Annotated in this window: 17 protein-coding genes and 1 pseudogene; 14 read left to right on the top strand and 4 right to left on the bottom strand. The window is 73.7% G+C overall.

The window, feature by feature from the left end; all coding sequences use genetic code 11:
• The first annotated feature begins 79 nt into the window (after window positions 1–79).
• The 6 genes from ATJ97_RS05590 (at window position 80) to ATJ97_RS05565 (ending at window position 8,481) form a co-directional block, all read left to right on the top strand.
• Window positions 80–1,408, top strand: a complete 1,329-nt coding sequence (locus tag ATJ97_RS05590; protein WP_098482883.1) for an ABC transporter substrate-binding protein — start codon at window positions 80–82, stop codon at window positions 1,406–1,408.
• A complete protein-coding gene (locus tag ATJ97_RS05585; protein WP_098482882.1) occupies window positions 1,405–2,427 on the top strand; it encodes a carbohydrate ABC transporter permease in 1,023 nt (340 codons plus the stop codon). Before ATJ97_RS05590 ends, ATJ97_RS05585 begins: the two co-directional genes overlap by 4 nt.
• The gene (locus ATJ97_RS05580) at window positions 2,424–3,368 is read left to right on the top strand and encodes a carbohydrate ABC transporter permease (RefSeq protein WP_098482881.1); all 945 of its coding nucleotides are present in this window, start codon (window positions 2,424–2,426) and stop codon (window positions 3,366–3,368) included. The genes ATJ97_RS05585 and ATJ97_RS05580 overlap by 4 nt, the downstream gene beginning before the upstream one ends.
• Window positions 3,369–3,551: 183 nt before the next feature.
• On the top strand, window positions 3,552–4,373 hold the full coding sequence (locus ATJ97_RS05575; protein ID WP_170037134.1) for a helix-turn-helix transcriptional regulator: 822 nt from the start codon (window positions 3,552–3,554) through the stop codon (window positions 4,371–4,373).
• Window positions 4,374–4,378: 5 nt separating this feature from the next.
• Window positions 4,379–5,617: a hypothetical protein gene (locus ATJ97_RS05570; RefSeq protein WP_245862175.1), complete on the top strand. Its 1,239-nt coding sequence runs from the start codon at window positions 4,379–4,381 to the stop codon at window positions 5,615–5,617.
• Window positions 5,614–8,481, top strand: a complete 2,868-nt coding sequence (locus tag ATJ97_RS05565) for a multicopper oxidase domain-containing protein (RefSeq protein ID WP_245862172.1) — start codon at window positions 5,614–5,616, stop codon at window positions 8,479–8,481. Before ATJ97_RS05570 ends, ATJ97_RS05565 begins: the two co-directional genes overlap by 4 nt.
• Window positions 8,482–9,060: 579 nt before the next feature.
• Here the strand turns inward: ATJ97_RS05565 and ATJ97_RS05560 are convergent.
• Window positions 9,061–10,509 (bottom strand): helix-turn-helix transcriptional regulator, encoded by a 1,449-nt coding sequence (locus tag ATJ97_RS05560; RefSeq protein ID WP_098482879.1) that lies wholly within the window; start codon window positions 10,507–10,509, stop codon window positions 9,061–9,063.
• Window positions 10,510–10,625: 116 nt separating this feature from the next.
• On the opposite strand from ATJ97_RS05560, the gene aceA reads away from it, so the two are divergent.
• The 6 genes and pseudogenes from aceA to ATJ97_RS05530 all read left to right on the top strand — a co-directional run bounded on the left by aceA (window position 10,626) and on the right by ATJ97_RS05530 (window position 18,543).
• Complete coding sequence (aceA, locus tag ATJ97_RS05555; protein WP_098482878.1) at window positions 10,626–11,945, top strand: isocitrate lyase; 1,320 nt, start codon at window positions 10,626–10,628, stop codon at window positions 11,943–11,945.
• A gap of 182 nt (window positions 11,946–12,127) precedes the next feature.
• Window positions 12,128–13,730, top strand: a pseudogene (aceB, locus tag ATJ97_RS05550) (malate synthase A).
• Between the two features lie 283 nt (window positions 13,731–14,013).
• A complete protein-coding gene (locus ATJ97_RS05545) occupies window positions 14,014–15,402 on the top strand; it encodes a sensor histidine kinase (RefSeq protein WP_098482877.1) in 1,389 nt (462 codons plus the stop codon).
• A 31-nt stretch (window positions 15,403–15,433) separates the two neighbouring features.
• Complete coding sequence (locus tag ATJ97_RS05540; protein ID WP_098482876.1) at window positions 15,434–16,249, top strand: response regulator transcription factor; 816 nt, start codon at window positions 15,434–15,436, stop codon at window positions 16,247–16,249.
• Between the two features lie 174 nt (window positions 16,250–16,423).
• Window positions 16,424–17,320: an ABC transporter ATP-binding protein gene (locus ATJ97_RS05535; RefSeq protein WP_098482875.1), complete on the top strand. Its 897-nt coding sequence runs from the start codon at window positions 16,424–16,426 to the stop codon at window positions 17,318–17,320.
• Window positions 17,317–18,543 carry an ABC transporter permease gene (locus ATJ97_RS05530; RefSeq protein WP_098482874.1) on the top strand — a complete coding sequence of 409 codons (1,227 nt, stop codon included), beginning with the start codon at window positions 17,317–17,319 and terminating at the stop codon, window positions 18,541–18,543. Before ATJ97_RS05535 ends, ATJ97_RS05530 begins: the two co-directional genes overlap by 4 nt.
• On the opposite strand, the gene ATJ97_RS05525 is transcribed toward ATJ97_RS05530, so the two are convergent.
• Entirely contained in the window at window positions 18,540–19,115 is a 576-nt protein-coding gene (locus tag ATJ97_RS05525; RefSeq protein ID WP_098482873.1) for a CGNR zinc finger domain-containing protein, read from the bottom strand. The genes ATJ97_RS05530 and ATJ97_RS05525 overlap by 4 nt on opposite strands.
• A gap of 120 nt (window positions 19,116–19,235) precedes the next feature.
• On the opposite strand from ATJ97_RS05525, the gene ATJ97_RS05520 reads away from it, so the two are divergent.
• The gene (locus tag ATJ97_RS05520; RefSeq protein ID WP_098482872.1) at window positions 19,236–20,195 is read left to right on the top strand and encodes an EamA family transporter; all 960 of its coding nucleotides are present in this window, start codon (window positions 19,236–19,238) and stop codon (window positions 20,193–20,195) included.
• Between the two features lie 79 nt (window positions 20,196–20,274).
• Here ATJ97_RS05520 and ATJ97_RS05515 read toward each other — a convergent pair whose 3' ends face one another.
• Together ATJ97_RS05515 and ATJ97_RS05510 are read right to left on the bottom strand one after the other, a co-directional pair.
• Complete coding sequence (locus ATJ97_RS05515; RefSeq protein ID WP_098482871.1) at window positions 20,275–21,114, bottom strand: carbohydrate deacetylase; 840 nt, start codon at window positions 21,112–21,114, stop codon at window positions 20,275–20,277.
• Between the two features lie 94 nt (window positions 21,115–21,208).
• Window positions 21,209–22,081, bottom strand: a complete 873-nt coding sequence (locus ATJ97_RS05510; RefSeq protein ID WP_245862169.1) for an RDD family protein — start codon at window positions 22,079–22,081, stop codon at window positions 21,209–21,211.
• Window positions 22,082–22,099: 18 nt separating this feature from the next.
• Here ATJ97_RS05510 and ATJ97_RS05505 point away from each other — a divergent pair, with 18 nt between their 5' ends.
• Window positions 22,100–23,095 (top strand): stage II sporulation protein M, encoded by a 996-nt coding sequence (locus ATJ97_RS05505; RefSeq protein ID WP_098482870.1) that lies wholly within the window; start codon window positions 22,100–22,102, stop codon window positions 23,093–23,095.
• The last annotated feature ends 17 nt before the right edge of the window (window positions 23,096–23,112 follow it).

Here is a 23,112-nt window from a genome sequence, read left to right as displayed (position 1 = left end):
GTGCCGTCGACGGGCGCAACCGTCGACGAGAGGCTACGGTGACGCCCATCACGTCGACGACGACGGCGAGGCGGTGCGTATGAGCGACCTTCGGATCTCCAGACGCGGGGTCCTGGCCCTCGCGGCGGCCGCGGGCGCCGGGGCCGTCCTGTCCGCGTGCGGCAGCCCGACGCCCCTGACGGACACAGGTCCGGCCCCGGCGGCGGGCGGGTACAGCGGGCGGCCCGTGACCATCGAGTACTGGAACGGGTTCACCGGCGGCGACGGGCCCGCCATGCGCAAGCTCGTCGAGGACTTCAACGCCAGCCAAGAGCTCATCACGGTCCGCATGAACGTGGTCCAGTGGGCGCAGTACTACCAGCGCGTCATCGCCGCCGTGCACGCCGGCCAGGGGCCCGACGTCGGCGCCATGCACGTCGAGCAGCTCGCCACCCAGGCCGCCCGCCGCGCGATCAGCCCGCTCGACGACGTCGTCGCCGAGCTCGGCCTCACGGAGCAGCAGTACCCCGAGCAGGTGTGGCAGGCCGGCACGTACCAGGACCGGCGCTACGGCATCCCGCTCGACGTCCACTCGCTCGGCACCTACGCCAACACGGACCTGCTGGCGCGCGCCGGCCTCGACGCGGTGCCCGCCACCGGGCAGGAGTACGAGGCGGCGCTCCAGGCGCTCCTCGACGCCGGCGTGCCCACCCCGTTCTGGATGCCGAACCGGTGGCCGGCCCACCTGATGTTCCTCTCCCTGCTCTGGCAGTTCGGCGGCGAGCCCTACGCCGAGGACGGCTCCGCCGCGACCTTCGACAGCGACGCCGGCGTCCAGGCGCTGCGGTGGATGACGAGCCAGATCGAGAAGGGCTTCAGCCCGCCCGACGTGGCCGTCGACTCCCAGTACACCGCGTTCAAGAACGGCGAGGGCGCCTTCACCTGGGACGGGATCTGGCAGATCAACGACCTCGACACCACGGCGCCGGACCTGCCCTGGCGCCTCGGCCGGGTGCCCACGGTCGGGACGCAGTCCGCGGTCTGGGCCAACTCCCACCAGCTGGTGATGTTCCGGACCCGGCGCCCCGACGACGACAAGCTGCTCGCGAGCAAGGAGTTCCTGAACTACCTGATCAAGAACTCCGCCGCCTGGGCGGACGCCGGCATGATCCCCGCGCGGACGGACGCCCGCGAGGAGAAGGGCTTCGCCGAGCGGCCGCAGGCCGCCGTCGCGGAGATGATCCCCGACATGCGCTTCCTGCCGGCCATCGCCGGTGTCGGCGAGGTGCAGAGCCAGACCCTCGAGACCGCCGTCGCCGACGCGGTCCTGGGCCGGCAGGACCCGCAGGCGGCCCTCAGCGCCGCCGCCGCGCGCGCCAGCGCCCTGATGAAGGAGAACCTGCGCAAGTTCGAGAGGGGGAACCCATGAGCCACACCGAACCGGACGCGGTGGTGGACGTGCCGTCGCGGGCGCGGCGGCGCGCGGGAGGCGCCGTCCGGCCCGCCGGTCCCACGACCACGCCCGCCGGAGCCCGGACCGCGTCCCGTGCCCGCGACAACCGGGACGGCTGGCTCTTCCTCGCGCCGTACCTGGTGCTGTTCACCGTCTTCGTCATCGTGCCGACGGTGCTGGGGATCTGGATCAGCCTTCACGACTACGACTACACGCTGGCCGAGAAACCGTGGGTGGGCCTGGACAACTACACCGGCCTCCTCACCGGCGACTCCCCGTTCGCCGCGCCGTTCTGGCAGGGCATGCAGGCGACGGCGATCTTCACCGTCGGATCCGTCCCGCTGCTCCTGGTGGTCCCCCTGGTGGTCGCGCTGGTGCTGAACCTGAAGTTCCGGGGCCGGAACTTCTTCCGCGCCATGTACTTCGCGCCGTACGTGCTGGGCGTCGCCGTGGTGGCGGTGCTGTGGCGCTACCTGCTGGACACCAACATCGGCCTGGTCAACCACTACCTCGGCGCCGTCGGCCTCTCCGGCGCCACGCCGTGGCTGACGCAGCTGCCGTGGGCTTGGATCTCCCTCATCGGGGTGACGCTGTGGTGGACGCTGGGGTTCAACACGGTCATCTACCTCGCCGCGCTGCAGGACATCTCGCCCGAGCTCTACGAGGCGGCCAAGATGGACGGCGCCGGCGCCTGGCAACGGTTCCGCAACGTCACCCTCCCAGGCCTGCGCCCGGTGCTGCTGTTCATCACCAGCGTGACGATCATCGCCTCGGTGAACATGTTCGGGCAGTCCTACCTCATGACGCAGGGCGGGCCCGGGCAGGAGACGCGCACCGCGATCTACCAGATCGCCGAGACGGGTCTGACGAGCTTCAACTCCGGCGTCGCCTCCGCGATGTCGATGGTCTTCTCCTTCTTCCTCGCGGTGGTCAGCGTGATCGTCTTCCTCCTGTTCCGTGAACGCACGCCGCGCAACGCAGGGGGGCCGTCATGAGCGCGCCCGTCCGGCCAGTGGGCGAGGGGGCGCCGGTCGAGCCGGAGGGCGGGCGCCCCTCGTCCGAGCGGGGCCGGGCGGACCGGCGTGCGGCCGGCGGGGGCACCCCCGGCGGGCGCGGCGGTGCCGGTCGTGGCCTGCTCTACGCCCTGCTGGGGATCCTGACGCTGATCTTCGTCTCGCCGCTGATCTACATGATCTCGACGTCCTTCAAGACGACCGGCGACGCCGCGGCGCCCACGCCGCAGTGGGTGCCCCGTTCCCCGACCGTGCAGGCCTACGAGTCGATCTTCACCACCGACGGCACCCCGGTGGTGCGGTGGCTGGTCAACAGCCTCCTCGCCGCGACGGCGCAGACGCTGATCATCCTGGTCACCGCCTCGATGGCGGCGTACGCGCTCGCGCGCATCGACTTCCGTGGCAGGAACGTCGTCTTCGGCGTCATCATCGCGACCCTGTTCATCCCGCCCGTGATCCTGCTGATCCCCAACTACCTCGTGGTCGGCCGGCTCGGCTGGCTCGACACCCTGCTGGCCGTGATCCTCCCCGGCGCCGCAGGGGCGTTCGGGGTGTTCTTCCTCCGGCAGTTCTTCCTGGGGCTCCCGATCGAGCTCGAGGAGGCGGCACGTCTCGACGGCGCCTCCCGCTGGCGCACGTTCCGGCAGGTCATCCTGCCGCTGTCCCGGCCCGCGCTGGTGACGCTGGCGCTGCTGTCCTTCCTCACCAACTGGAACGACTTCCTCTGGCCGGTGTACGTGCTGTTCTCCCCGGAGAACCAGACCCTGCCGGCCGGGCTCTCCACGCTGCAGAACGCCAACGCCGTGCGCTACGACCTGCTCATGGCCGGCGCCGTGATCGCCAGCGCACCGGTGCTGCTGATGTACTTCGTCGCGCAGCGCTACATCGTGGAGGGGGTCGGCCGGGCCGGCCTGAAGGGCTGAGGCGACCTCCGGCGCCCCGCACCGACGGCCTCGGCGCCAGGCGCCGTGATGCCGAGCGTCTGGTCGGCGGCGCCCCGACGCCCGAGCGCACGGTCGGTGCCCGAAAGCCGAGTGCGACCGGTCGCCGCCGGCAAGTGACCTTGGTCCTGGCACGGCGGACCCTCAATAAGTACGGTATGTCGTGTGTTAAAACTTGGACCGCGCCCCTCCCGCGCCGACGCCCGGGCGCACCTGTCCACCCCGCGCCGGGCCGTGCTCGAGCTGCTCGTCGAGGAGCAGGAGCCGCTGACCGTCGCGCAGGTCGCGCAGACCCTGGACCAGCACCCCAACACCGTCCGCGAGCATCTGGAGGCGCTCGCCCGCTCCGGCCTCGCGAAGCGCGACCAGCTCGCCCCGGTCGGCCGCGGACGGCCCGCATCGGTGTACACCTACGCGCCCGAGGCCTCGTTCACGAGCCCGGAGTACGCCGTCCTCGCGCAGGTCATCATCGGCTACCTCACCCACGTCGTGCCGGACGGGCCGGAGCTGCGCCGGCACGCCCGCGAGATGGGTCGGCACTGGGGCAGGGCGATCCTCGAGCGGGCCGGGGGCGAGCCCGCGCCCACCACCAGGACCGCCGGGGCGGCCGTCGCCTACCTGCGCCGGATGCTCGACCGCACCGGGTTCGCCCCGGAGATGCAGCGCGAGGGCGCCGACCAGACCCTCCGGCTGCCGCGCTGCCCCGTGCTCGAGCTCGCCAAGGACCGCCCCGAGGTGGTGTGCAGCGCGCACCTGGGGATGGCGCGGGAGATCCTCGCGAGCACGGGCGGGATCGAGCCCGACCGGGTCTCGCTGGAGGCCTTCACCCAGCCAGGTGCCTGCCTGCTGCACGTGCGGTCTGTCGCGCACCCGGGTGAGGACCTGGTCGTCGGCCCGGTGGAGAACGCGCCGGCACCCGCCAGGCCCGACGAGGTGGTCCCGGCGCGCCCGGTCGCAAATCCGGGCACTGCCTCGCGCGGGGCGTGAGCACCGTGAGCAGCCCGACGGCGCACCCGCGCCCCGGTGCCCCCGCCTCGCCGGCCCGCACGGCACCGACCGGCTCCGGCACCTCCGCCGGCACCCCGGGCGTGCGTCCGCTGCGGACCCGCACCGGGTTCCGCCTCACCTTTCTTGTCCCGGGTGCCGTCGCGCTGCTCCTCGGGCTCGACGCTGCCCTGGGTCTGCTCGGTCTCCCGCAGCTCCTGGGCCCGTTCCTCGGCCTCGATCGCCTGCCCGAGGTGCACGGCCCGCTCATGGTGCTCGGCTTCGTCGGCACGCTCATCGCCCTCGAGCGCGCCGTCGCCCTCGGTCTGCCGTGGGGCTACGCCTCCCCGGCCGTCTCCGGCCTGGCCGCGCTCGCGATCGTCGCCCCGCTTCCCCTCGCCGCCGGTCAGGGGCTGCTCGTGCTCGCCCAGGTTCTCGCCCTGCTGGTCTACCGCCAGCTCCTCGCCCGTCAGCCGGCGGCGGCGGTGACCGTCCAGGCGCTCGGCGCCGTGGCCGCGCTCGGCGCGGCGGTCCTCTGGGCCGGCGGCGTGCCGGTGCCGGCCCTGATCCCTTGGCTGGTGACGTTCCTCGTGCTGACGATCTTCGGCGAGCGGCTCGAGCTCGCCCGCACCGAGGTGCTCTCGCCCGCCGCCTCCCGCGCGGCGCTCGGCATCGCGCTCGCCCTGCTCGGCTCCGCCGTCGTCTCCCTGCTCGCCCCGGAACCCGGGTTCACCCTGACGGGGCTGAGCCTGCTCGCCGTCGCGGGCTGGCTCGCCGCCAAGGACGTCGCCCGCCGGACGGTGCGCGCCGGCGGCCTGCCCCGGTTCATCGCCGCCTGCCTGCTCGCCGGGTACGCCTGGCTCGCCGTCGGCGGGGCGGTCTGGGCGCTCGGCGGTGCGGTGACCTCCGGCCGTGGCTACGACGCCGTGCTGCACGCCGTCATGCTCGGCTTCGTCATCTCCATGATCATGGCCCACGCCCCGGTGATCTTCCCCGCCGTGCTGCGCCGCCCGCTGCCGTACCGCCCCGTCATGTACGCCCCCGCCGCGCTCCTGCACGCCTCCCTGCTGCTGCGCGTCGCCGTGGGCGACGCCCGTGACCTCGAGGGCGTCGTCCAGGTCGGCGGGGTCCTCAACATCGTCGCGGTGCTCGCCTTCGTGGCCGTCGCCGCGTGGTCGGTCCTCACCGCACCGCGTGCGCGTCGCGTCCGGGGCACCGCACCCGCCACCGCAGGAGCCCGCCCGTGACCATCCCCGTCGGCCCCCCGAACGCCCGTCCCGACGGCGGAGCCGCCCCCGCAGGCGCGTCAGTTCCTGGCACGCACGCGGGACCCGTCGGCCCGGCCCACGGCGGGCGTGCGAGCGGATCCTGGTCCGGCCCACCGCGACGACCCGGGCTCGACCGGCGCACGTGGCACGTGCGCGCCAACGCGGTGGTCGTCGCCTGGTTCGTGGCGACGTTCGCCGTCGCGGTCGCGCACCGGTGGGTGCCGGAGTACGGCTGGCTGCTGGTCCACCTGACCCTGCTGGGCGCGGTGACCTCCGCGATCCTCATCTGGTCCAGCCACTTCGCCGACACCCTGCTCGGCCGGCCCGCACCCGGCGGGCAGCCGTTCATGGTCGCGCGCCTCGCCGCGCACAACCTCGGTGCCGTCGTCGTCATCGCCGGCATCCTCACGGCCACCGATGCCGTGACCGTCGCAGGCGGTGCCCTCGTCGGCCTCGTCGGACTCGTGCACGGCGGCGTCATCCTGCGTCAGCGGCGCGGCGCACTCATGGCCCGGTTCGGCAAGCTTTCCCTGTTCTACGTCGCCGCCGTCGCCTTCCTGGCGCTGGGGGCGGGCTTCGGCGTGCTGCTGGCGCGCGCGTCGGCCGACGCCGTCGCCCAGGCCCACCTGTACGTCGGGCACGTCGGCACGATGCTCCTCGGCTTCGTCGGACTGACCGTGCTCGGCACCCTCGTCGTGCTGTGGCCCACCATGCTGCGCACCAAGATGGTGCCCGGGGCCCCGCTCGCCGCCGGCCGCGCGCTGTGGGTGCTCGTCGGGGGTGTCCTCGCCGTCGCCGCGGGCGCGCTCGCCGGCCTGGCGCCGCTCGTCTCCGCCGGTGCGCTCGCGTACCTGGTCGGCATGGCTCTGCTGGTCCGGCCGATGGTGACCATCGCGCGCAGCAGGCCGCCGCGCTCGTTCGCCACGCTCTCCGCGGCCTGCGCGGTCGGCTGGGCCGCGTTCTGTGTCGCGGCGCTGGGCATCGTCGTGCTGTCCGCGCCCGCCTGGCCCGACGCCGTGGAGAGCCTCGGCCTGCTCGCCGCCCCGTTCGCCGCCGGGTTCGCCGCGCAGGTGCTCCTCGGGGCGCTGAGCTACCTCGCCCCCGTCATGCTCGGCGGTGGGCCGTCCGTGGTGCGCGCCGTCAACGAGGAGATGGACCGCGGCGCGGTCGCCCGCGTGGTGACCCTCAACCTTTGCCTCGTCCTTTTCGTCCTCCCGGTGCCCTCGCTCGTCCGCGTGACGACGTCGATGCTCGGCCTCGCCGCCATGGCGACCTTCCTCCTCCTGCTGGCCCGGGCCCTGCTGGCGCGGCGCCGCCTCGGCCGTCGCGGCGACGGCGACCTGCTCGCCACCGGCATCCCGACCGGCCCGCCGCCCGCGCGCCGCCGTCTCGGCGGGGCGTGGGGCGTCGGCGCCGTGGCGCTCGCGGTGGTGCTCGGCGTGGCCGGCGACCCGGCCGCCGCGGGCCTCGGCGCCGGCTCCGCCGCCGGCGAGGTCGCCGCCACCGGCGGGACGACCACGGTGCAGGTGACGGTCGAGGGCATGCGGTTCACGCCGTCGGTCATCGAGGTCCCCGCGGGCAACGAGCTCGTCATCGAGCTGACCAACACCGGGACCGACGTCCACGACCTCGTCCTCGAGACCGGTGCCACCACCGGCCGGCTCAGCGTGGGGGAGACCCGCACCCTGGACGCCGGCGTCATCGGCCGCGACGTCGACGGCTGGTGCTCCGTGGCCGGCCACCGGCAGATGGGGATGACGCTGCAGATCGTCGCCGTCGGTCCGGACGACGGCGGACCGGCCGACGGCGGCTCCTCCGGATCGACCGGCTCCTCCGGATCGACCGGCTCGGCGACCGCCGGTGGCCACGCCAGTACAGATGCCGGTGCCGCGGGCGACGACGCACGTGGGGTCACCGGGTCCGACGCCGCCGCGGACGGTGCGGGCGCCGCCGGCCTGCTCGACCTGATGGCCGACCCCGGCGAGGGCTTCGAGGCGCACGACGCGACCCTTCCGCCCGCTCCCGGCGCCTCCGTGCACGAGCTCACCCTGACCGTGAGCGAGGTGCAGGCCGAGGTGGCGCCCGGCGTGACCCAGGAGCGGTGGACCTTCAACGGCTCGGCGCCCGGCCCGACGCTGCGCGGCAAGGTCGGCGACGTCTTCGACATCACCCTCGTCAACGACGGCACCATCGGGCACTCGATCGACTTCCACGCCGGCGCCCTCGCACCCGACCGGCCCATGCGCACCATCGCGCCGGGGGAGTCGCTGACCTACCGGTTCACCGCCACCCGCAGCGGCATCTGGATGTACCACTGCTCGACGATGCCGATGTCCATGCACATCGCAAACGGCATGTTCGGCGCCGTGATCATCGACCCGCCGAACCTGCAGCCCGTCGACCACGAGTACGTGCTGGTGCAGTCCGAGATGTACCTCGGTGCGGTCGGCGGACCCGCCGACGCGGACAAGATCGCCGCAGAGGAACCCGATCTGGTGGTCTTCAACGGCTACGCCAACCAGTACGACCACGACCGCCTGCCGGCCCGCGTGGGGGAGACGGTGCGTGTGTGGGTCCTCGACGCCGGTCCCTCCCGCGGCAGCTCCTTCCACGTGGTCGGCGGTCAGTTCGACACCGTCTACAGCGAGGGCGCGTACCAGCTCGGCGGGCCCGACGGCGTGGGCGGGGACCCGACCGGCGGGGCTCAGGTCCTGCCGCTCACCGCGGCGCAGGGCGGGTTCGTCGAGCTGACGTTCCCGGAGGCCGGGAACTACCCCTTCGTCTCCCACGCGATGGTCGACGCCGAGCGTGGCGCGCACGGCTACTTCACCGTGACGGACTGAGGACGCCGCCTGTCTGGTGCCGGGGCCCATGGCCAAGCGCGCGACGAGGGTCCGGGCCATGGCGCGGCGCCGCGGTAGGGCTGGCGGGATGGCTGGGCGCCCGAGGGAGGGCCGGGTAATGGCGGGGCGCCCGAGGGAGGGCCGGGTGATGGCGCCACGCCTGCGGATCATGCCGCGGCGATGCGGCTTCGCTCTGGTTCGTCTGTGCCGGACCGCCCGAGCGTCCGGGCGACGTGATGCTTTCCGGCGTTTCCAGCGTCGCGCGACTGACGCGAGCTTTGCTCGCACCGGTGCACCTACGCGTGAACGCGCGCGCCTGGCTGGCACGGTGCGCGCGTAGCTGGCACGGGGCCAGCGGTGGTGGCCGGTGCGAGCGGGGCGGGATCGGTGCCAGCCTGGGTGGCACGGGGCCAGCGGTGATGGCCGGTGTGAGCGGGGCGGGATCGGTGCCAGCCGAGATGGCACTGATCAAGCTCAGGTGGAACTGCCAGAAAGAGTCATGTCGGCCCGCGACGTCAGGTCGCCCGGCGGATGTTGGTTTGGCGGGGTCGTCGCGGCCGGCGTCGTCGCCCCTCGCCCTCATTCCGCGGCCGAGTGCCGCTCGAGGAACTGGTACACCTCCGTGTCGTCCACGCCGGGAAACGTGCCCGGCGGGAGCGCCGCCAGGAGGTGCGAGTGGGCCCGGGCGCTGGGCCAGGCCTGGGACCCCCAGCGGGCGGCGAGGTCGGCCGGGGGACGGCGGCAGCAGGACGGGTCCGGGCAGGAGGATCGTGCCCGGACGGTCGTCTCACGGCCCTGGAACCACTTCACGTGCGCGAAGGGCACGCCGACGTCGATGGCGAAATCGCCGTCGGCCGTGCGCTCCACGTGGGTGGTGCACCAGTACGTGCCGCGTCCCATGTCCGTGTACTGGTAGTGGGTGGCGTACCGGTCGGGGTTGGCGAAGACGCGGCGCGACGCCCAGTTCCGGCACACGATCTGCCCCTCGATGGCGCCGGTGACGTCGGTGGGGAAGGTGACGTCGTCGTTCTCGTACGCCTTGTAGATCACGCCGTCCTCGCCCACGCGCATGAAGTGCACCGGCAGGTCGAGGTGCTCCGTGGCCAGGTTGGTGAACCGGTGCGCGGCTGTCTCGTAGGAGACGGCGAAGATGTCGCGCAGGTCGTCGATGGCGAGCGACTTGGCCGCCTTGGCCTCCTTGAGGAACTCGACAGCCGGCTTCTCCGGCATGAGCAGGGCAGCGGCGAAGTAGTTGGCCTCGACCCGCTGGCGGAGGAAGTCGGCGTAGCTGGTGGGGTCGGAGTGGCCGAGCGCGAAGTGCCCGAGCGTCTGCAGGACGATGGTGCGCGGGTCGTGCCCGCCGCGGTCGGTCACCGGCAGGTAGATGCGCCGGTTGCGCAGGTCCGAGATCGACCGGGTGGAGCGCGGCAGGTCCGGCACCCGGTGCAGCGTGAAGCCGAGGTGCCCGGTCACCGCGCCGACGCCGCGCTCGGTCAGCGGTCCGGCGGTGTGCCCGGCCGCCGCGGAGATCCGCGAGGCGAGCCGCTCGATCTCGGCGAAGTAGTTGTTGCGGGAGCGCATCTCCTCGCGCAGCGCGGCGTTGGCGCGCCTGGCCTCCTCCGGCGTCGCAGCCTGGATGGTGGCCCTCCTGGTGAGTTCCTCGTGCAGGCCCACCAGCGACTCGAGCACCTCCGTCGGCACCTTCGCGCCGGGACGCACCAACGGCAGGCCGAGCGCCGCGTACTGCGGGCGCGACTGGGCCTGCTCCAGCGCGATCTCCAGCGCGGCCCGGTGCGACGGCGGCTCGTCCTTCATCAGGTCCGTCACCGAGACGCCGAGCTCGTGGGCGATGGCGCTGAGCAGGGCCAGGCGCGGCTCGCGCCGCCCGTTCTCGATCGAGGAGAGCAGGGACGGCGCCCGCCCCACCCGTGCCGCCAGCTCGGCCAGGGTCAGCCCCGCGCTCTGACGGGCGTGCCGCACGCGGCGGCCGAGGGTGGCCAGGTCGACCGGAGACGCTGTCGTCGTCACTTCTTCTCCCAGCGTGAAGATCGAAAGAACTTCACCCAGATTAGCAGTAGTTGTGAACTGGAACACAGCGCCAGAGTGGTGGCACGACGAAGTTTCACCCCTCACGAGGAGAAATCATGACCGCCACGCTCGAGCCCACCACCGCCACCACCCCGGAGGAGCGCATCCGCGCCGAGGCCGCGGAGCTGGAGCAGGAGTGGGCCACGAACCCGCGGTGGGCCGGCGTCAGCCGGACCTACAGCGCCGAGGACGTCGCCCGCCTGCGCGGTTCCGTCCGGGAGGACCACACGATCGCCCGCCGCGGCGCGGAGCGCCTCTGGCACCTGCTGACCTCCACCGACTACGTCCACGCGCTCGGCGCCATCACCGGGAACCAGGCCGTGCAGATGGTGCGGGCCGGCCTGAAGGCCATCTACCTCTCCGGCTGGCAGGTGGCCGGTGACGGCAACACCTCCGGCGAGACCTACCCCGACCAGTCGCTCTACCCCGTCAACTCCGTCCCGACCGTCGTGCGCCGCATCAACAACGCGCTGCGCCGCGCCGACCAGATCACGTACTCCGAGGGCAAGGACCCGGGCTTCGACTGGTTCGCCCCGATCGTCGCGGACGCCGAGGCCGGGTTCGGCGGCCAGCTCAACGCCTACGAGCTCGCCCGGGCGATGATCTCCGCCGGCGCCTCCGGCATCCACTACGAGGACCAGCTGGCCGCCGAGAAGAAGTGCGGCCACCTCGGCGGCAAGGTGCTCGTCCCCACCAGCCAGCACGTCCGCACCCTCAACGCCGCCCGCCTCGCCGCCGACGTCATGGGCGTCCCGACGATCATCGTCGCCCGCACCGACTCCCTCGCCGCGAACCTCATCACCTCCGACGTCGACCCGGTCGACCAGCCCTTCCTCACCGGCGAGCGCACCCCCGAGGGCTTCTACCGCACCAACCCTGGCCCGGAGCCCGTCATCGCCCGCGCCCTGGCGTACGCGCCGTACGCGGACCTGATCTGGGTCGAGACCGGCACCCCGGACATCGGCCTCGCCCGCCAGGTGGCCGAGGCGGTGCACGAGAAGTTCCCCGGCAAGATGCTCGCCTACAACTGCTCGCCGTCCTTCAACTGGAAGGCCAACCTCTCCGACGAGCAGATCGCCACGTTCCAGCGCGAGCTCGGCGAGCTGGGCTACAAGTTCCAGTTCATCACCCTGGCCGGCTTCCACCAGCTCAACTACGGCATGTTCGAGCTGGCCCGCGGGTACGCCCAGAACGGCATGACGTCCTACGTCGAGCTCCAGGAGAAGGAGTTCGCCGCTGAGGCCCACGGCTACACCGCCACCAAGCACCAGCGCGAGGTGGGCGCCGGCTACTTCGACCTCATCGCCGCCGCCATCAACCCCGACTCGGAGACCCTCGCCCTGCGCGGGTCCACCGAGGAGCAGCAGTTCCACTAGGCCGCGCCGCCCCGGAAAGGACCAGCCAGATGACCACCACCGCCCCGCACCCCCGCCCGCTCGTCGTCGCCGCCCCCCAGCGGGCCGCGGCCAGGCCCCTGCGGGTGGTCTCGCCCAGCGCAGCCAGCGCACCCAGCGCCGCGACGCCGGCCGCGGCGGCGGTGGTGGCCGGGTCCGTCCCGGTGACGTCGCCGTCGGGCACCTCGACGGTCCGGGTCGACGGGCCCGACGTCGCCGGCGCCCGGGAGATCCTCACCCCCGAGGCGCTGACCTTCCTCGCCGAGCTGCACGACCGCTTCGCCGGCCGCCGCGCCGAGCTCCTCGCCGCGCGGCACGAGCGCCGACGGCGACTGGCCAACGGGCAGCTGCCGGACTTCCTGCCCGAGACGAAGCACATCCGTGACGACCGCAGCTGGCGGGTGGCCCCGCCCGCCCCCGGCCTGGTCGACCGGCGGGTCGAGATCACCGGCCCGACCGACCGGAAGATGACCGTCAACGCCCTCAACTCCGGCGCGAAGGTGTGGCTGGCCGACCTCGAGGACGCCAACACCCCGCACCTGGTCAACGTGGTCGACGGGCAGGTCAACCTGCGTGACGCCGTCCGCCGCACCATCTCGCTGACCACGCCGGAGGGGAAGCACTACGCCCTGGGCGAGGAGACCGCCACGATCGTCGTCCGCCCGCGCGGCTGGCACCTGGTGGAGAAGCACGTCACGGTCGACGGCGAGCCGATGGTCGGCGCCCTGGTGGACTTCGGCCTGTACCTCTTCCACAACGCCGCCGAGCTGCTCGCCCGCGGCTCCGGGCCGTACTTCTACCTGCCGAAGCTGGAGAACCACCTCGAGGCACGCCTGTGGCACGACGTCTTCGCCTTCGCCGAGGAGGCGTTGGGCATCGCCCGCGGGACCATCCGCGCCACCGTCCTCATCGAGACCATCATGGCGGCGTTCGAGATGGAGGAGATCCTCTACGAGCTGCGGGAGTACTCGGCCGGCCTGAACGCCGGCCGCTGGGACTACCTCTTCTCCGTCATCAAGAAGTTCCGCGACTCCGGACCGGCCTACGTCCTGCCCGACCGCGCGGACGTGACCATGGCCGCGCCCTTCATGCGGGCCTACACCGAGCTGCTCGTGCGCACGTGCCACAAGCGCGGCGCGCACGCCATCGGCGGGATGTCGGCCTTCATCCCCTCGAAGGACCCGGTGCGGAACGCCGAGGTCGAGGCCAAGGTCCGGGCCGACAAGCAGCGCGAGGCCGACGCCGGCTTCGACGGGTCCTGGGTCGCCCACCCGGGGATGGTCGGCTACGTGCGGGACGTCTTCGACGGCGTGCTCGGCACCTGCCCCAACCAGGTGTGGCGCACCCGGGAGGACGTCCACGTCACCGTTCGCCAGCTCCTGGACGTCGCCGCCACGCCGGGCCGCGTCACGGAGGCCGGGGTGCGCACCAACGTCGCGGTGGCCCTGCGCTACCTCGAGGCCTGGCTGGGCGGACGCGGCGCCGTCGCGATCTTCGGGCTGATGGAGGACGCGGCGACGGCGGAGATCTCGCGCTCGCAGATCTGGCAGTGGATCCGCAACGCCACCCGGCTCGACGACGGTCGCCCCGTCACTCACGAGCTGGATCCTGGACGAGGAGACGGCGGACCTGCTGACCCAGGCCGGTGACGACGGCGAACGCCGCGCCCGCATCACCGAGGCCGCCGACCTCTTCGCCGAGGTGGCTCTGGGGCAGGAGTTCCCCACGTTCCTCACCGTGCCCGCGTACGCCTGCCGGGTGGAGTAGACCGCCGCCCTGGTCGTGCGCCGCGGGACAGTCGCCGCGCCGATTGTGCCCGGAGCTGCAGCCCCTCGGCCGACCACGCCCTAACTGCGCGTTCAGCACGACGGACGCGCAGTCAGGGCGTTCTCGGCGGTGGGAGCGGCGGCGGCGGTCGGCGGCGGCGGGAGCGGTCGGCGGCGGCGGTCGGCGGGCGGCGGGGCAGCGGCGGCGCGCGCCCGCCGTCCTCCTGCGGTACTCCGTCCCCGGACGGACAAAGTGTCCCGCCGTCCTCCGTAAACTCACGGCCATGGCACCCGGGCGCACCGACACCGCGGGCCGGCTCGACGCCTGGCTCAACGACCCCGTCGACCCGCTCTGGGAGCGTCCCGGCCCGGACGCGAGCCAGGTGCGGCGCGACATCGTCGGCGCCGGGGTCTTCCTCCTGGTCTCGCTCGCCATGGTGCTGCTGACCAAGAACATGGGGATGCGGATCGAGGGGGAGGAGTCCTGGCGCGCCTACACGGCGGTGGGCCTGATGATCCTCCCGCTGGCGCTGCGGCGCCGGTTCCCCCTGGCCGTCGCGCTGGTGGCGAGCGCCCTGTTCGTGGGGCTCTCCTACCTCAGCCCCGAGGCCTCCATGCAGCTGAGCTTCCAGGCCGCCTACTTCGCGGCGCTCTACGCCGCGGTGGCGTGGGCGCGGGACCGGCGGCTCCTGTGGTTCGTTATGGCGCTGGTGCTGCTGGCCATGGTGCTGTGGCTCGTCATCGGCTACACGACGACGTCGATGATCGAGTCCCTCTTCGAGGGGTACGAGTCCCCCGAGGGGCCGCTCGGCCAGCTCACCGCCGCCGTGCTCTACACCTCCGTGGTCAACCTCGCGTACTTCGGCGGTGCGATCGCCGTCGGCCGGACCGCCTGGCGGGCGGCGCTGCAGCGCCAGCGCCTCGCCGAGCAGGCCGGGCAGATCCGCGAGCAGTCCGGCGAGCTGGCGCGACGGGCGGTCGTGGACGAGCGGCTGCGCATCGCCCGCGAGCTGCACGACGTCGTCGCCCACCACGTCGCCGTCATCGGCATCCAGGCCGGGGCGGCGCGTCGGGTGCTGGGCAAGAACCCCGACGCCGCCACCGAGGCGCTGCGGACCATCGAGGGCTCCAGCCGCGACGCCGTGGCGGAGATGCGCTCTCTGCTCGGCGTGCTGAGGACCGAGACGGATCTCCGGCCGGGCTCCGACCGGGCGCCCGAGCCCGACCTCGCGGACCTCCACGAGCTGGTCGCGGGGCACGCCGCCGCGGGCCTCGACGTCGAGCTGCGCTGCGTCGAGGACCGTCCGGGCGACCTCGAGCACGTGCCCGACCCGCTGGCGCTGTCCATCTACCGCACGGTCCAGGAGTCGCTGGCCAACGTGGTCCGCCACTCCACCGCCACCCGGGCGCTCGTCACGCTGCGTGCCGGTGGCGCTGCGGAGGACGGTGCGCGCCCCGCCGGCGACGAGCCCCGCTGGGTCGAGGTCGAGATCGTCGACGACGGACGCCCGCGCGTCGGCACCAACGGCTCCGGCTTCGGCCTGCGCGGCATCCGCGAGCGGGTGGCCCTGCACGGCGGCGACGCCGAGATCGGGCCCCGCCGTACCGGCACCGGCTGGCGGGTCAGGGCGAGGTTCGCTCTGCGGGTGCGTGACGGTGCCCTGACGTCGTGACCGAGCCACGAACCACCGAACGAGGAGACAGATGACCACCCCCGTGCGCGTCCTCATCGCCGACGACCAGGCGCTCGTGCGCTCGGGCTTCGCCATGGTGCTCTCCGTCGAGGAGGACATCGAGGTCGTGGGCCAGGCCGCCAACGGCGCCGAGGCGCTGGACCTGCTGGCCACCACCGGCGCCGACGTCGTCCTCATGGACGTGCAGATGCCGGTGATGGACGGCATCGCCGCGACCCAACGGGTCGTCGAGCAGGACCTGGCGAAGGTCATCATCCTGACCACCTTCGACCGCGAGGACTACCTCTTCGACGCGCTCGCCGCGGGGGCCAGCGGGTTCCTGCTGAAGAACGCTGACCCGGACGACCTCGTCGACGCCATCCGCGCCGTCGCCGAGGGCCACGCCCTCCTCGCGCCCGAGGTCACCGTCAAGGTCATCTCCCGCCTCGTGGGTCGGGGCTCCGGCCCGACGGCGGCGACCGCCGCGTCCGTCGGTGGCCCTGCCGGCACGGTCGGGCCAGCAGGGACCGTCCGCGCCGAGCCCGGCGGCCCGTTCGGGGCCCGCACTGGTGCCCCGTCGGGTCTACGGACCGCCCCGGGCGCCGCACCGGCCGCCGGGGCCGACGCCGCGGTCTCACGCGCCGTCGCGAGCCTGACCGCCCGCGAGCTGGAGGTCCTCGGCCTCATGGCGGAGGGCCTGTCGAACAGCGAGATCGCCGGTCGGCTCTTCCTCGGCGAGTCCACGGTCAAGACCCACGTCTCGCACATCCTCACCAAGACGGACTCCCGCGACCGGGTGCAGGCCGTCGTGCTGGCGCACCGCGCCGGGCTCGTCGGCACGGCCTGAGCGGGGCCCAGCTGATCGGTCCGGCGGTGCGGTCCGCCCGCCGACGGTGACGCCCGGCACCACCTGCTCTCCGCCTGCGGACGGAGACGACGGCGCCGCGCGGGTTCACCCTGGCGGCGGATGTGGCGGCCCCCGGCGGTTTCCTACGCTCGTACCGGACGAAAGGACACCGCAATGAGCCAGTCACCACCCGCCCTGGAGGTCATCGACCTCACCCGCCGCTTCGGCGACAACACCGCCGTCGACGCGGTCTCCTTCGTCGTCGAGCCCGGCCGCATGACCGGCTTCGTCGGCGCCAACGGCGCCGGGAAGACGACGACGATGCGCATGATCATGGGCGTCCTGGCCATCCACGGCGGCGAGGTCCGGTGGGACGGCCGCCCCATCACCGCCGCGGACCGCTCCCGCTTCGGGTACATGCCCGAGGAGCGGGGCCTGTACCCCAAGCAGCAGGTGCTCGACCAGCTCGTCTACCTCGGCCAGCTCCGCGGCATGACGCGTCGCGACGCCGCCGCCGAGGCGACCCGCCTGCTCGAGCGCTTCGGCCTGGGCGGGCGGACCAGGGACAAGCTCGAGTCGCTCTCGCTGGGCAACCAGCAGCGCGTGCAGGTGGCCGCCTCGCTGCTGCACGGGCCGGCGGCGCTGATCCTCGACGAGCCCTTCTCGGGCCTCGACCCGGTCGCCGTCGACTCGATGGTGGACCTCCTGCGCGAGCGCACCCGCCACGGCGTGCCGGTGCTCTTCTCCAGCCACCAGCTCGACCTCGTCGACCGCCTCTGCGACTCCCTCGTCATCCTCTCCGGCGGCCGGGTCCGCGCCGCCGGCACCGGCGACGACCTGCGCGCCGCCGGTCCCCGCCGCTTCCGCCTGTCCACCGAGCCCGACGCCGGCTGGGTACGCGGGGAGCCGGGCGTCGACGTCGTCGACGTCGAGGGCACCACCGCGGTCCTGCAGATCGAGGACGACGCCGCCCGCGACCGCCTGGTCCGCCGGGCCGCCGAGCGCGGGCTGACCGAGTTCACCCCGCTCGTCCCCACCCTGTCCGACATCTACCGAGAGGCCGTGCGATGACCACCACCGCCCCCAGGACCGAGACGCCGACCCCCGTCGCCGAGCGGCCCGGCGCCGTCCAGCGCCCCTGGCTCGTGGTCGCCGTCCGCGAGGTCATGGTGAAGCTGCGGGACCGCAACTTCCTCATCTCGACGCTCGTCACCGTGGCGATGATCGCCGCCGGCATCGGGATCTCCGGCTACTTCGGCTCCCGCACCACGGAGCACACCGTCGCCGTCGTCGACGCCACCGGCGGCCAGATCGCCGCTGCCGCGCACGAGCTCGTCTCCGCCGACGACTCCGGCGACAGCGTGGAGGCCACCGACTACGACGACGACGCCGCGGCCCGGGAGGCCGTGGCGGCCGGGGACGTCGACGCCGCCCTCCTGGGCACCGGCGACGGGTGGACGATCGTCGGGGACACGGAGGTCGACGAGGGGCTCGGGCGCGCGCTCACCGAGGCGGTGGGCGCCACCGTCCTCGAGGCCAACGCCCAGGCTGCCGGGACGACGACGGCGGAGCTGACCGCCGGCTCGACCGTCACCACCGAGCTGCTCGAGGGCGACGCCGACCGGGCCACGATGCAGCGGGTCGTCGGTTTCGTCTTCGCCTTCCTCTTCTACATGGCCGCCATCGTGTTCGGCATGGCGATCGCCCAGTCCGTCCTGGAGGAGAAGCAGAACCGCGTGGTGGAGATCCTGGCGACGGCGATCCCGATCCGCCAGCTGCTGTACGGCAAGGTCGTCGGCAACTCGGTGCTCGCGCTCGCCCAGATCGCGCTCTACGCCGTGGTCGGCCTCATCGGGCTCAACGTCGCGGGCACGGCGGGGGACATCGGCTGGATCCTGGGCGCCTCCGGGTGGTTCATCGTCTTCTTCGTCGTCGGGTTCGTGGCGCTGGCGGCGGTGTTCGCGGTGCTCGGCTCGCTGGCCAGCCGCACGGAGGACCTGCAGTCAAACACCGGCCCCATCATGGGCGTGATCATGGTGGCGACCTTCGCCGGCATCTTCGCCACCGGCACCCTGCTGACGGTGGCCTCGTACGTGCCGGTGGTCTCCTCCGTGGCGATGCCCGTGCGCATGCTCAGCGAGGACGTGCCGGCGTGGGAGCCGGCGGTGTCGCTGGCGCTGACCGCCGTCACCGCGTACCTGCTGGTGCGGCTGGGGGAGCGGGTCTACCAGCGCGCCGTCCTGCAGGGCGGCACGGCGCTCACCTGGCGCCAGGCGCTCAGGCTCGAGGTCTAGTCACCGCGTCGCGCGCCCGCCCCGTGGCCCCACCCGCCCGCCTGCCGGGCGCGGTAGGCGGCCACGTGGGCGCGGTTGGCGCAGCCGCCCTCGCAGAACCGGCGCGAGCGGTTGCGCGACAGGTCCACCACCAGGTCCTCGCAGTCCTCGCCCGCGCACACCCGCAGCCGCCCCAGCTCGCCCGCCCGCACGACGTCGGCCAGCGCCATCGCCGCCTCGACGGCCATGCGGGTGGCCAGCGGGGCCTCGGGCACCGTGGCGTGCAGGTGCCAGTCCCAGTCGTCGTGCCGGACGAGCTGGGGCAGCGCCCGGGCGTCGGCGAGCAGGGCGTTGACCCCCTGGGCCACGGTGTCGCTGCTGCCGGCCGTCCACAGCCGGCGCAGCTCCGGGCGCAGGTCCCGGACCGCCCGCAGCTCGGCGTCGTCGTGGGTGCGGGAGCCGGTGAACCGCCACCGCTCCACGAACGCGTCGAGGTCGGCAGGGGTGAGGAGGCGGTCCTCGCGCAGCCCCAGCGTGTTCACGAGCGCCGCGGCCGTGCTGAGAGCGACCTCCGTGTCGTGGGTGAGGACCATCTTGACCCCCGTCCTGGGCGAACCTACTGTAACGAGCGTAACGAACTTTGGTCCTGACAGTGGCGACGGTGCCCGAACCCGGGGTCGGCCGGTGCAGGTGACGCGGAAGGCGGTGCGCCCGTGGACGAGCTGACCGCGCGGCGCGCCACCGGCCTGTGGCTCGCCCTCGTCTCCGCCGCCGCCTTCGGCACCTCCGGGTCGCTGGCCAAGTCGCTGCTCGAGACCGGCTGGACTCCCGGCGCCGCCGTCCTCACGCGCATCGGCGGGGCGGCGCTCCTCCTCGCCGTCCCGGCGGTCCTCGCGCTGCGCGGGCGCTGGCACCTGCTGCGCCGGCACGCGGGCACGATCGCCGCGTACGGGCTCGTGGCCATGGCCGCCTGCCAGCTCTTCTACTTCAACGCCGTCACGACCCTCTCGGTCGGCGTGGCCCTCCTGCTGGAGTACCTCGGGCCGGTGCTCGTCGTCGGGTGGCTGTGGCTGCGGCACGGCCGCCGGCCCCGGCGCTTCACGCTGCTGGGCATCGTGCTCTCCCTCGCCGGGCTGGTGCTCGTCCTCGACGTCACCGGCGGCATGCGCGTGGACCCGGCCGGCGCGATGTGGGGCCTCGGCGCCGCCGTCGGCCTCGCCGTCTACTTCGTCCTCTCCGCCCACGAGACGTCCGGCCTGCCGCCGATCGTCATGGCCGCGGGCGGGATGGTCGTGGCGACGGCGGCCCTCGCCCTGGCGGGTCTGGCCGGGGTCATGCCGCTGACCTGGTCGACGGCGGACGTGCGCCTGGCCGGCACCGCGCTGCCCTGGTTCGTGCCCGTTGTGCTGCTGGTCGTCGTCGCCGCGGCACTCGCCTACGCGCTGGGGATCGCCGGCACCCGCCGGCTCGGCTCGACCGTCGCGGCGTTCGTGGGCCTGTCGGAGGTGCTCTTCTCCGTGCTGTTCGCGTGGCTGCTGCTCGGCGAGCTGCCCCTGCCCGTCCAGCTCCTGGGTGGGGTGCTCATCGTCGGCGGCGTCGTCGCGGTCCGGTACGACGAGCTGCGCCGCGCCTCCCTGCCGGCCCTCGGCGTCCCGGCCCCCGAGACGGTGTGAGCTCCGGCCAGCGCGCAGGCCCGGTCAGGCGAGGCGTCCGGGCGGACAAGATCCCCGCGACGGTAGGAGGGCCGCGCCGTCACCAGGAGGGGACGAGCCGGACGCCCTCGCTGCGGAGGGTCCGCAGGAAGAGCGGGTCCTGCAGCAGCCGCAGCTCCCACATCCGCTTGCGGCCCTCGGCCCGGTCGAGCAGCGCGGCGGCCGCCGCCGGCGCGGGGTGCACGATCAGCTCGGAGATGCCGTCGGGCAGCGAGCGCAGCTGGCTCAGCACGTTCCAGCGCAGCTGCGCGTAGCTGGTGAGCAGCCGGCCGGGCAGCCACGCACCGATGATCGACTCGGGCAGGCGCACCCCGTAGGCGCCGGCGGCGGCCACGGCCTCGTCGTAGCGCCGACGCAGCCGCCCCCGGACCGTCAGGTCCAGCAGTCGGGGCAGGCGGCGCGGGAGGCGGAAGCCGAGGGACCGCTCGGCGCAGAAGCGCAGCGCGGTGTCCATCAGCGGGCCGCCCCGGTGGCTGTACAGGACGCCCGAGTGGGAGTCGAGGGCGTCGGGGCGCAGCCTGGCGCCGGTCATCCAGGACAGCTGCGCCTCCATCTCGCGGCCGACGTCCTGCGGGCTCGCCCCCTCCTGGGAGCTCGCGAGGTCCACGTGGAAGAGGCCGTGACCGTCGGTCAGGGACGGCACGTCGGCGGCGAGCGGGCGCCACGGCCGCAGCTCGCGCGGGCTCGTCAGGGTGACGTGCAGGCGGGGGTCCGGCACGCCCGCGGCGTGGACGCGCTCGACCGCGTCGCGGGCGCCGGGCGCGACCGCCATGAGTGTCGAGGAGGTGACCGTGCCGCGCGCCATGAGATCCACGATCGCCTCGTTGGTGGCCGGGCCGAGGCCGAGGTCGTCGGCGGTCACCACGAGCTGTCGGGTCATACCAGGATGCTCCGTCCGAAGGTGATGATCGACGGTAGCCCCACGCGCCCCCCGGTGCGAACAGGACGGAGGAAAGCGTGATCCGTTCCACCGCTCAGCGGGAGTCGGGCACCCCGTAGGGCAGCCGGGCGATGCGGGCCGCCTCCGTCTCGTCGCGCTGGCGCGCGCGCAGCCCGACGGCGTACTCGCGGTCGCGCCGCGAGACCAGCACGGCGGCGAGGAACCGTTCCGGGTGCGTGCCCCACGGCGGGGGCGGGGCGACGAACGGCTCCACCTGCGCCGCCAGGGCGGTGCCCATCCGGGCCCGGGACTGAGGCGTCATCGTGCCGGTGCGGCCGAGGAAGCGCCGCGCCGCCAGGCCGACCCCGTCGGGCAGCGCACGGATGTCGGCGGACGCCGCCCAGGCCGCCAGCTCCGGCGGCATCACCAGCGGCGGCTCCCGGCGCTCGCCGCCACGGACCCGGACGGCGTAGGTGCCGGCGAGCAGGTCGCCGAGCCGCTTGCCGCGGCGGTTCACCGCCGTCGAGGTGATCGCGACGGCGCCCGCGGTCAGCCACAGCTCGCCGATGCCCACCAGCGCCCGCACCAGCGCGTGCCGCAGCCGCACGGGGCCGCCGTCGTCGCGGACCACGCGGATGCCGGTGGCGAGCTTGCCCAGGGACCGCCCGCGGGTGAGGGTCTCCACGGTGGTGGGGGCGAGCACCATGACGGCGGCCAGCACGCTGACCTGCAGCACGCCCAGCTGGGCGGAGTTGAGGCCCATGAGCAGCTCGGACGCCGCCATCACGAGGAGCCCCGCACCCATGGCGTAGACCGCGGCGTCGAGGACGGCGCCGAGCACCCGCACCCCCACGGAGGCGGGCCGGATCTCCAGCGCGACCGCCTCGCCCGTGACGATGAGGTCCTCCTGCAGGCGGGCGCGCGCCAGGGCCGCCTCGGGGCCGGACCTGCGGGCCGTGGTGCTCACCTGTGGCAGGGTACCGGTGTGGACGTCGACGCCTTCGCCGCGGTGCACGAGCCGGAGTGGCGGCGGCTCGAGCAGCTCAGCAGGCAGCGGCGGCTGAGCGGTCCCGAGGTCGACGAGCTCGTCCGGCTGTACCAGACCACCGCCGGGCACCTCTCCGCGGTGCGCACCTCCGCCCCCGACCCTCACCTCGTCGGCAGGCTCTCGACCGTGCTCGGCCAGGCCCGTGGGCGCGTGGCCGGCGCGCACGAGCTGCGACTCGCCGACGTCTCCCGCTTCTTCGTCCTCACGCTCCCGGCAGCGTTCTACCGGGTCCGGTGGTGGACGGTCGGCGTGATGGTCGCCTGGGTGGCGCTGGCCGTCGGCGTCGGCGTGCACGCGGCGAGCACCCCGGCGGTCCTGGCGGGGCTCGGCTCCCCGAGCCAGCTCGAGAGCTACGCGCAGGAGGCGTTCGAGGCCTACTACTCCGACTACCCGGCGCCCGACTTCGCCGCCCAGGTCTGGACGAACAACGCCTGGATCGCGGCGCAGTGCATCGGGCTCGGGATCACCGGTGTCTTCCCGGTGTACGTGCTCTTCGCCAACGCCGTCGGGGTGGGCCAGGCCGGGGCGATCATGTCCGTGTACGGCGACCTCGGGGTCTTCTTCGGCCTGATCCTCCCGCACGGTCTGATGGAGCTGACGGCCATCTTCATCGCCGGCGGCACCGGGCTGAAGCTGTTCTGGACGGCGGTGGCGCCGGGCGGACGTACCCGGGCGAGCGCGCTCGCCCAGGAGGGCCGCTCGCTCGTCACGGTCGCCGTCGGGCTGGTGCTCGTGCTCGCCGTCTCCGGGCTCGTCGAGGGGTTCGTCACCCCCTCGGTGCTGCCCGGCTGGCTCAAGCTCGTCATCGGCGCGCTCGTGCTCGCGGGGTACTGGACGTACACGATCGTGCTGGGCCGTCGTGCCGTCGCCGCCGGCGAGACCGGTGACCTGGAGGAGGACCTCGCCGGCCACACCCTGGCCCAGGCCGGCTGAGCGGGACCGGGCGGGGC

The organism is Georgenia soli, from assembly GCF_002563695.1.
GTDB classification, from domain to species: domain Bacteria; phylum Actinomycetota; class Actinomycetes; order Actinomycetales; family Actinomycetaceae; genus Georgenia; species Georgenia soli.
This window is presented reverse-complemented; position numbering and strand designations above follow the sequence as displayed.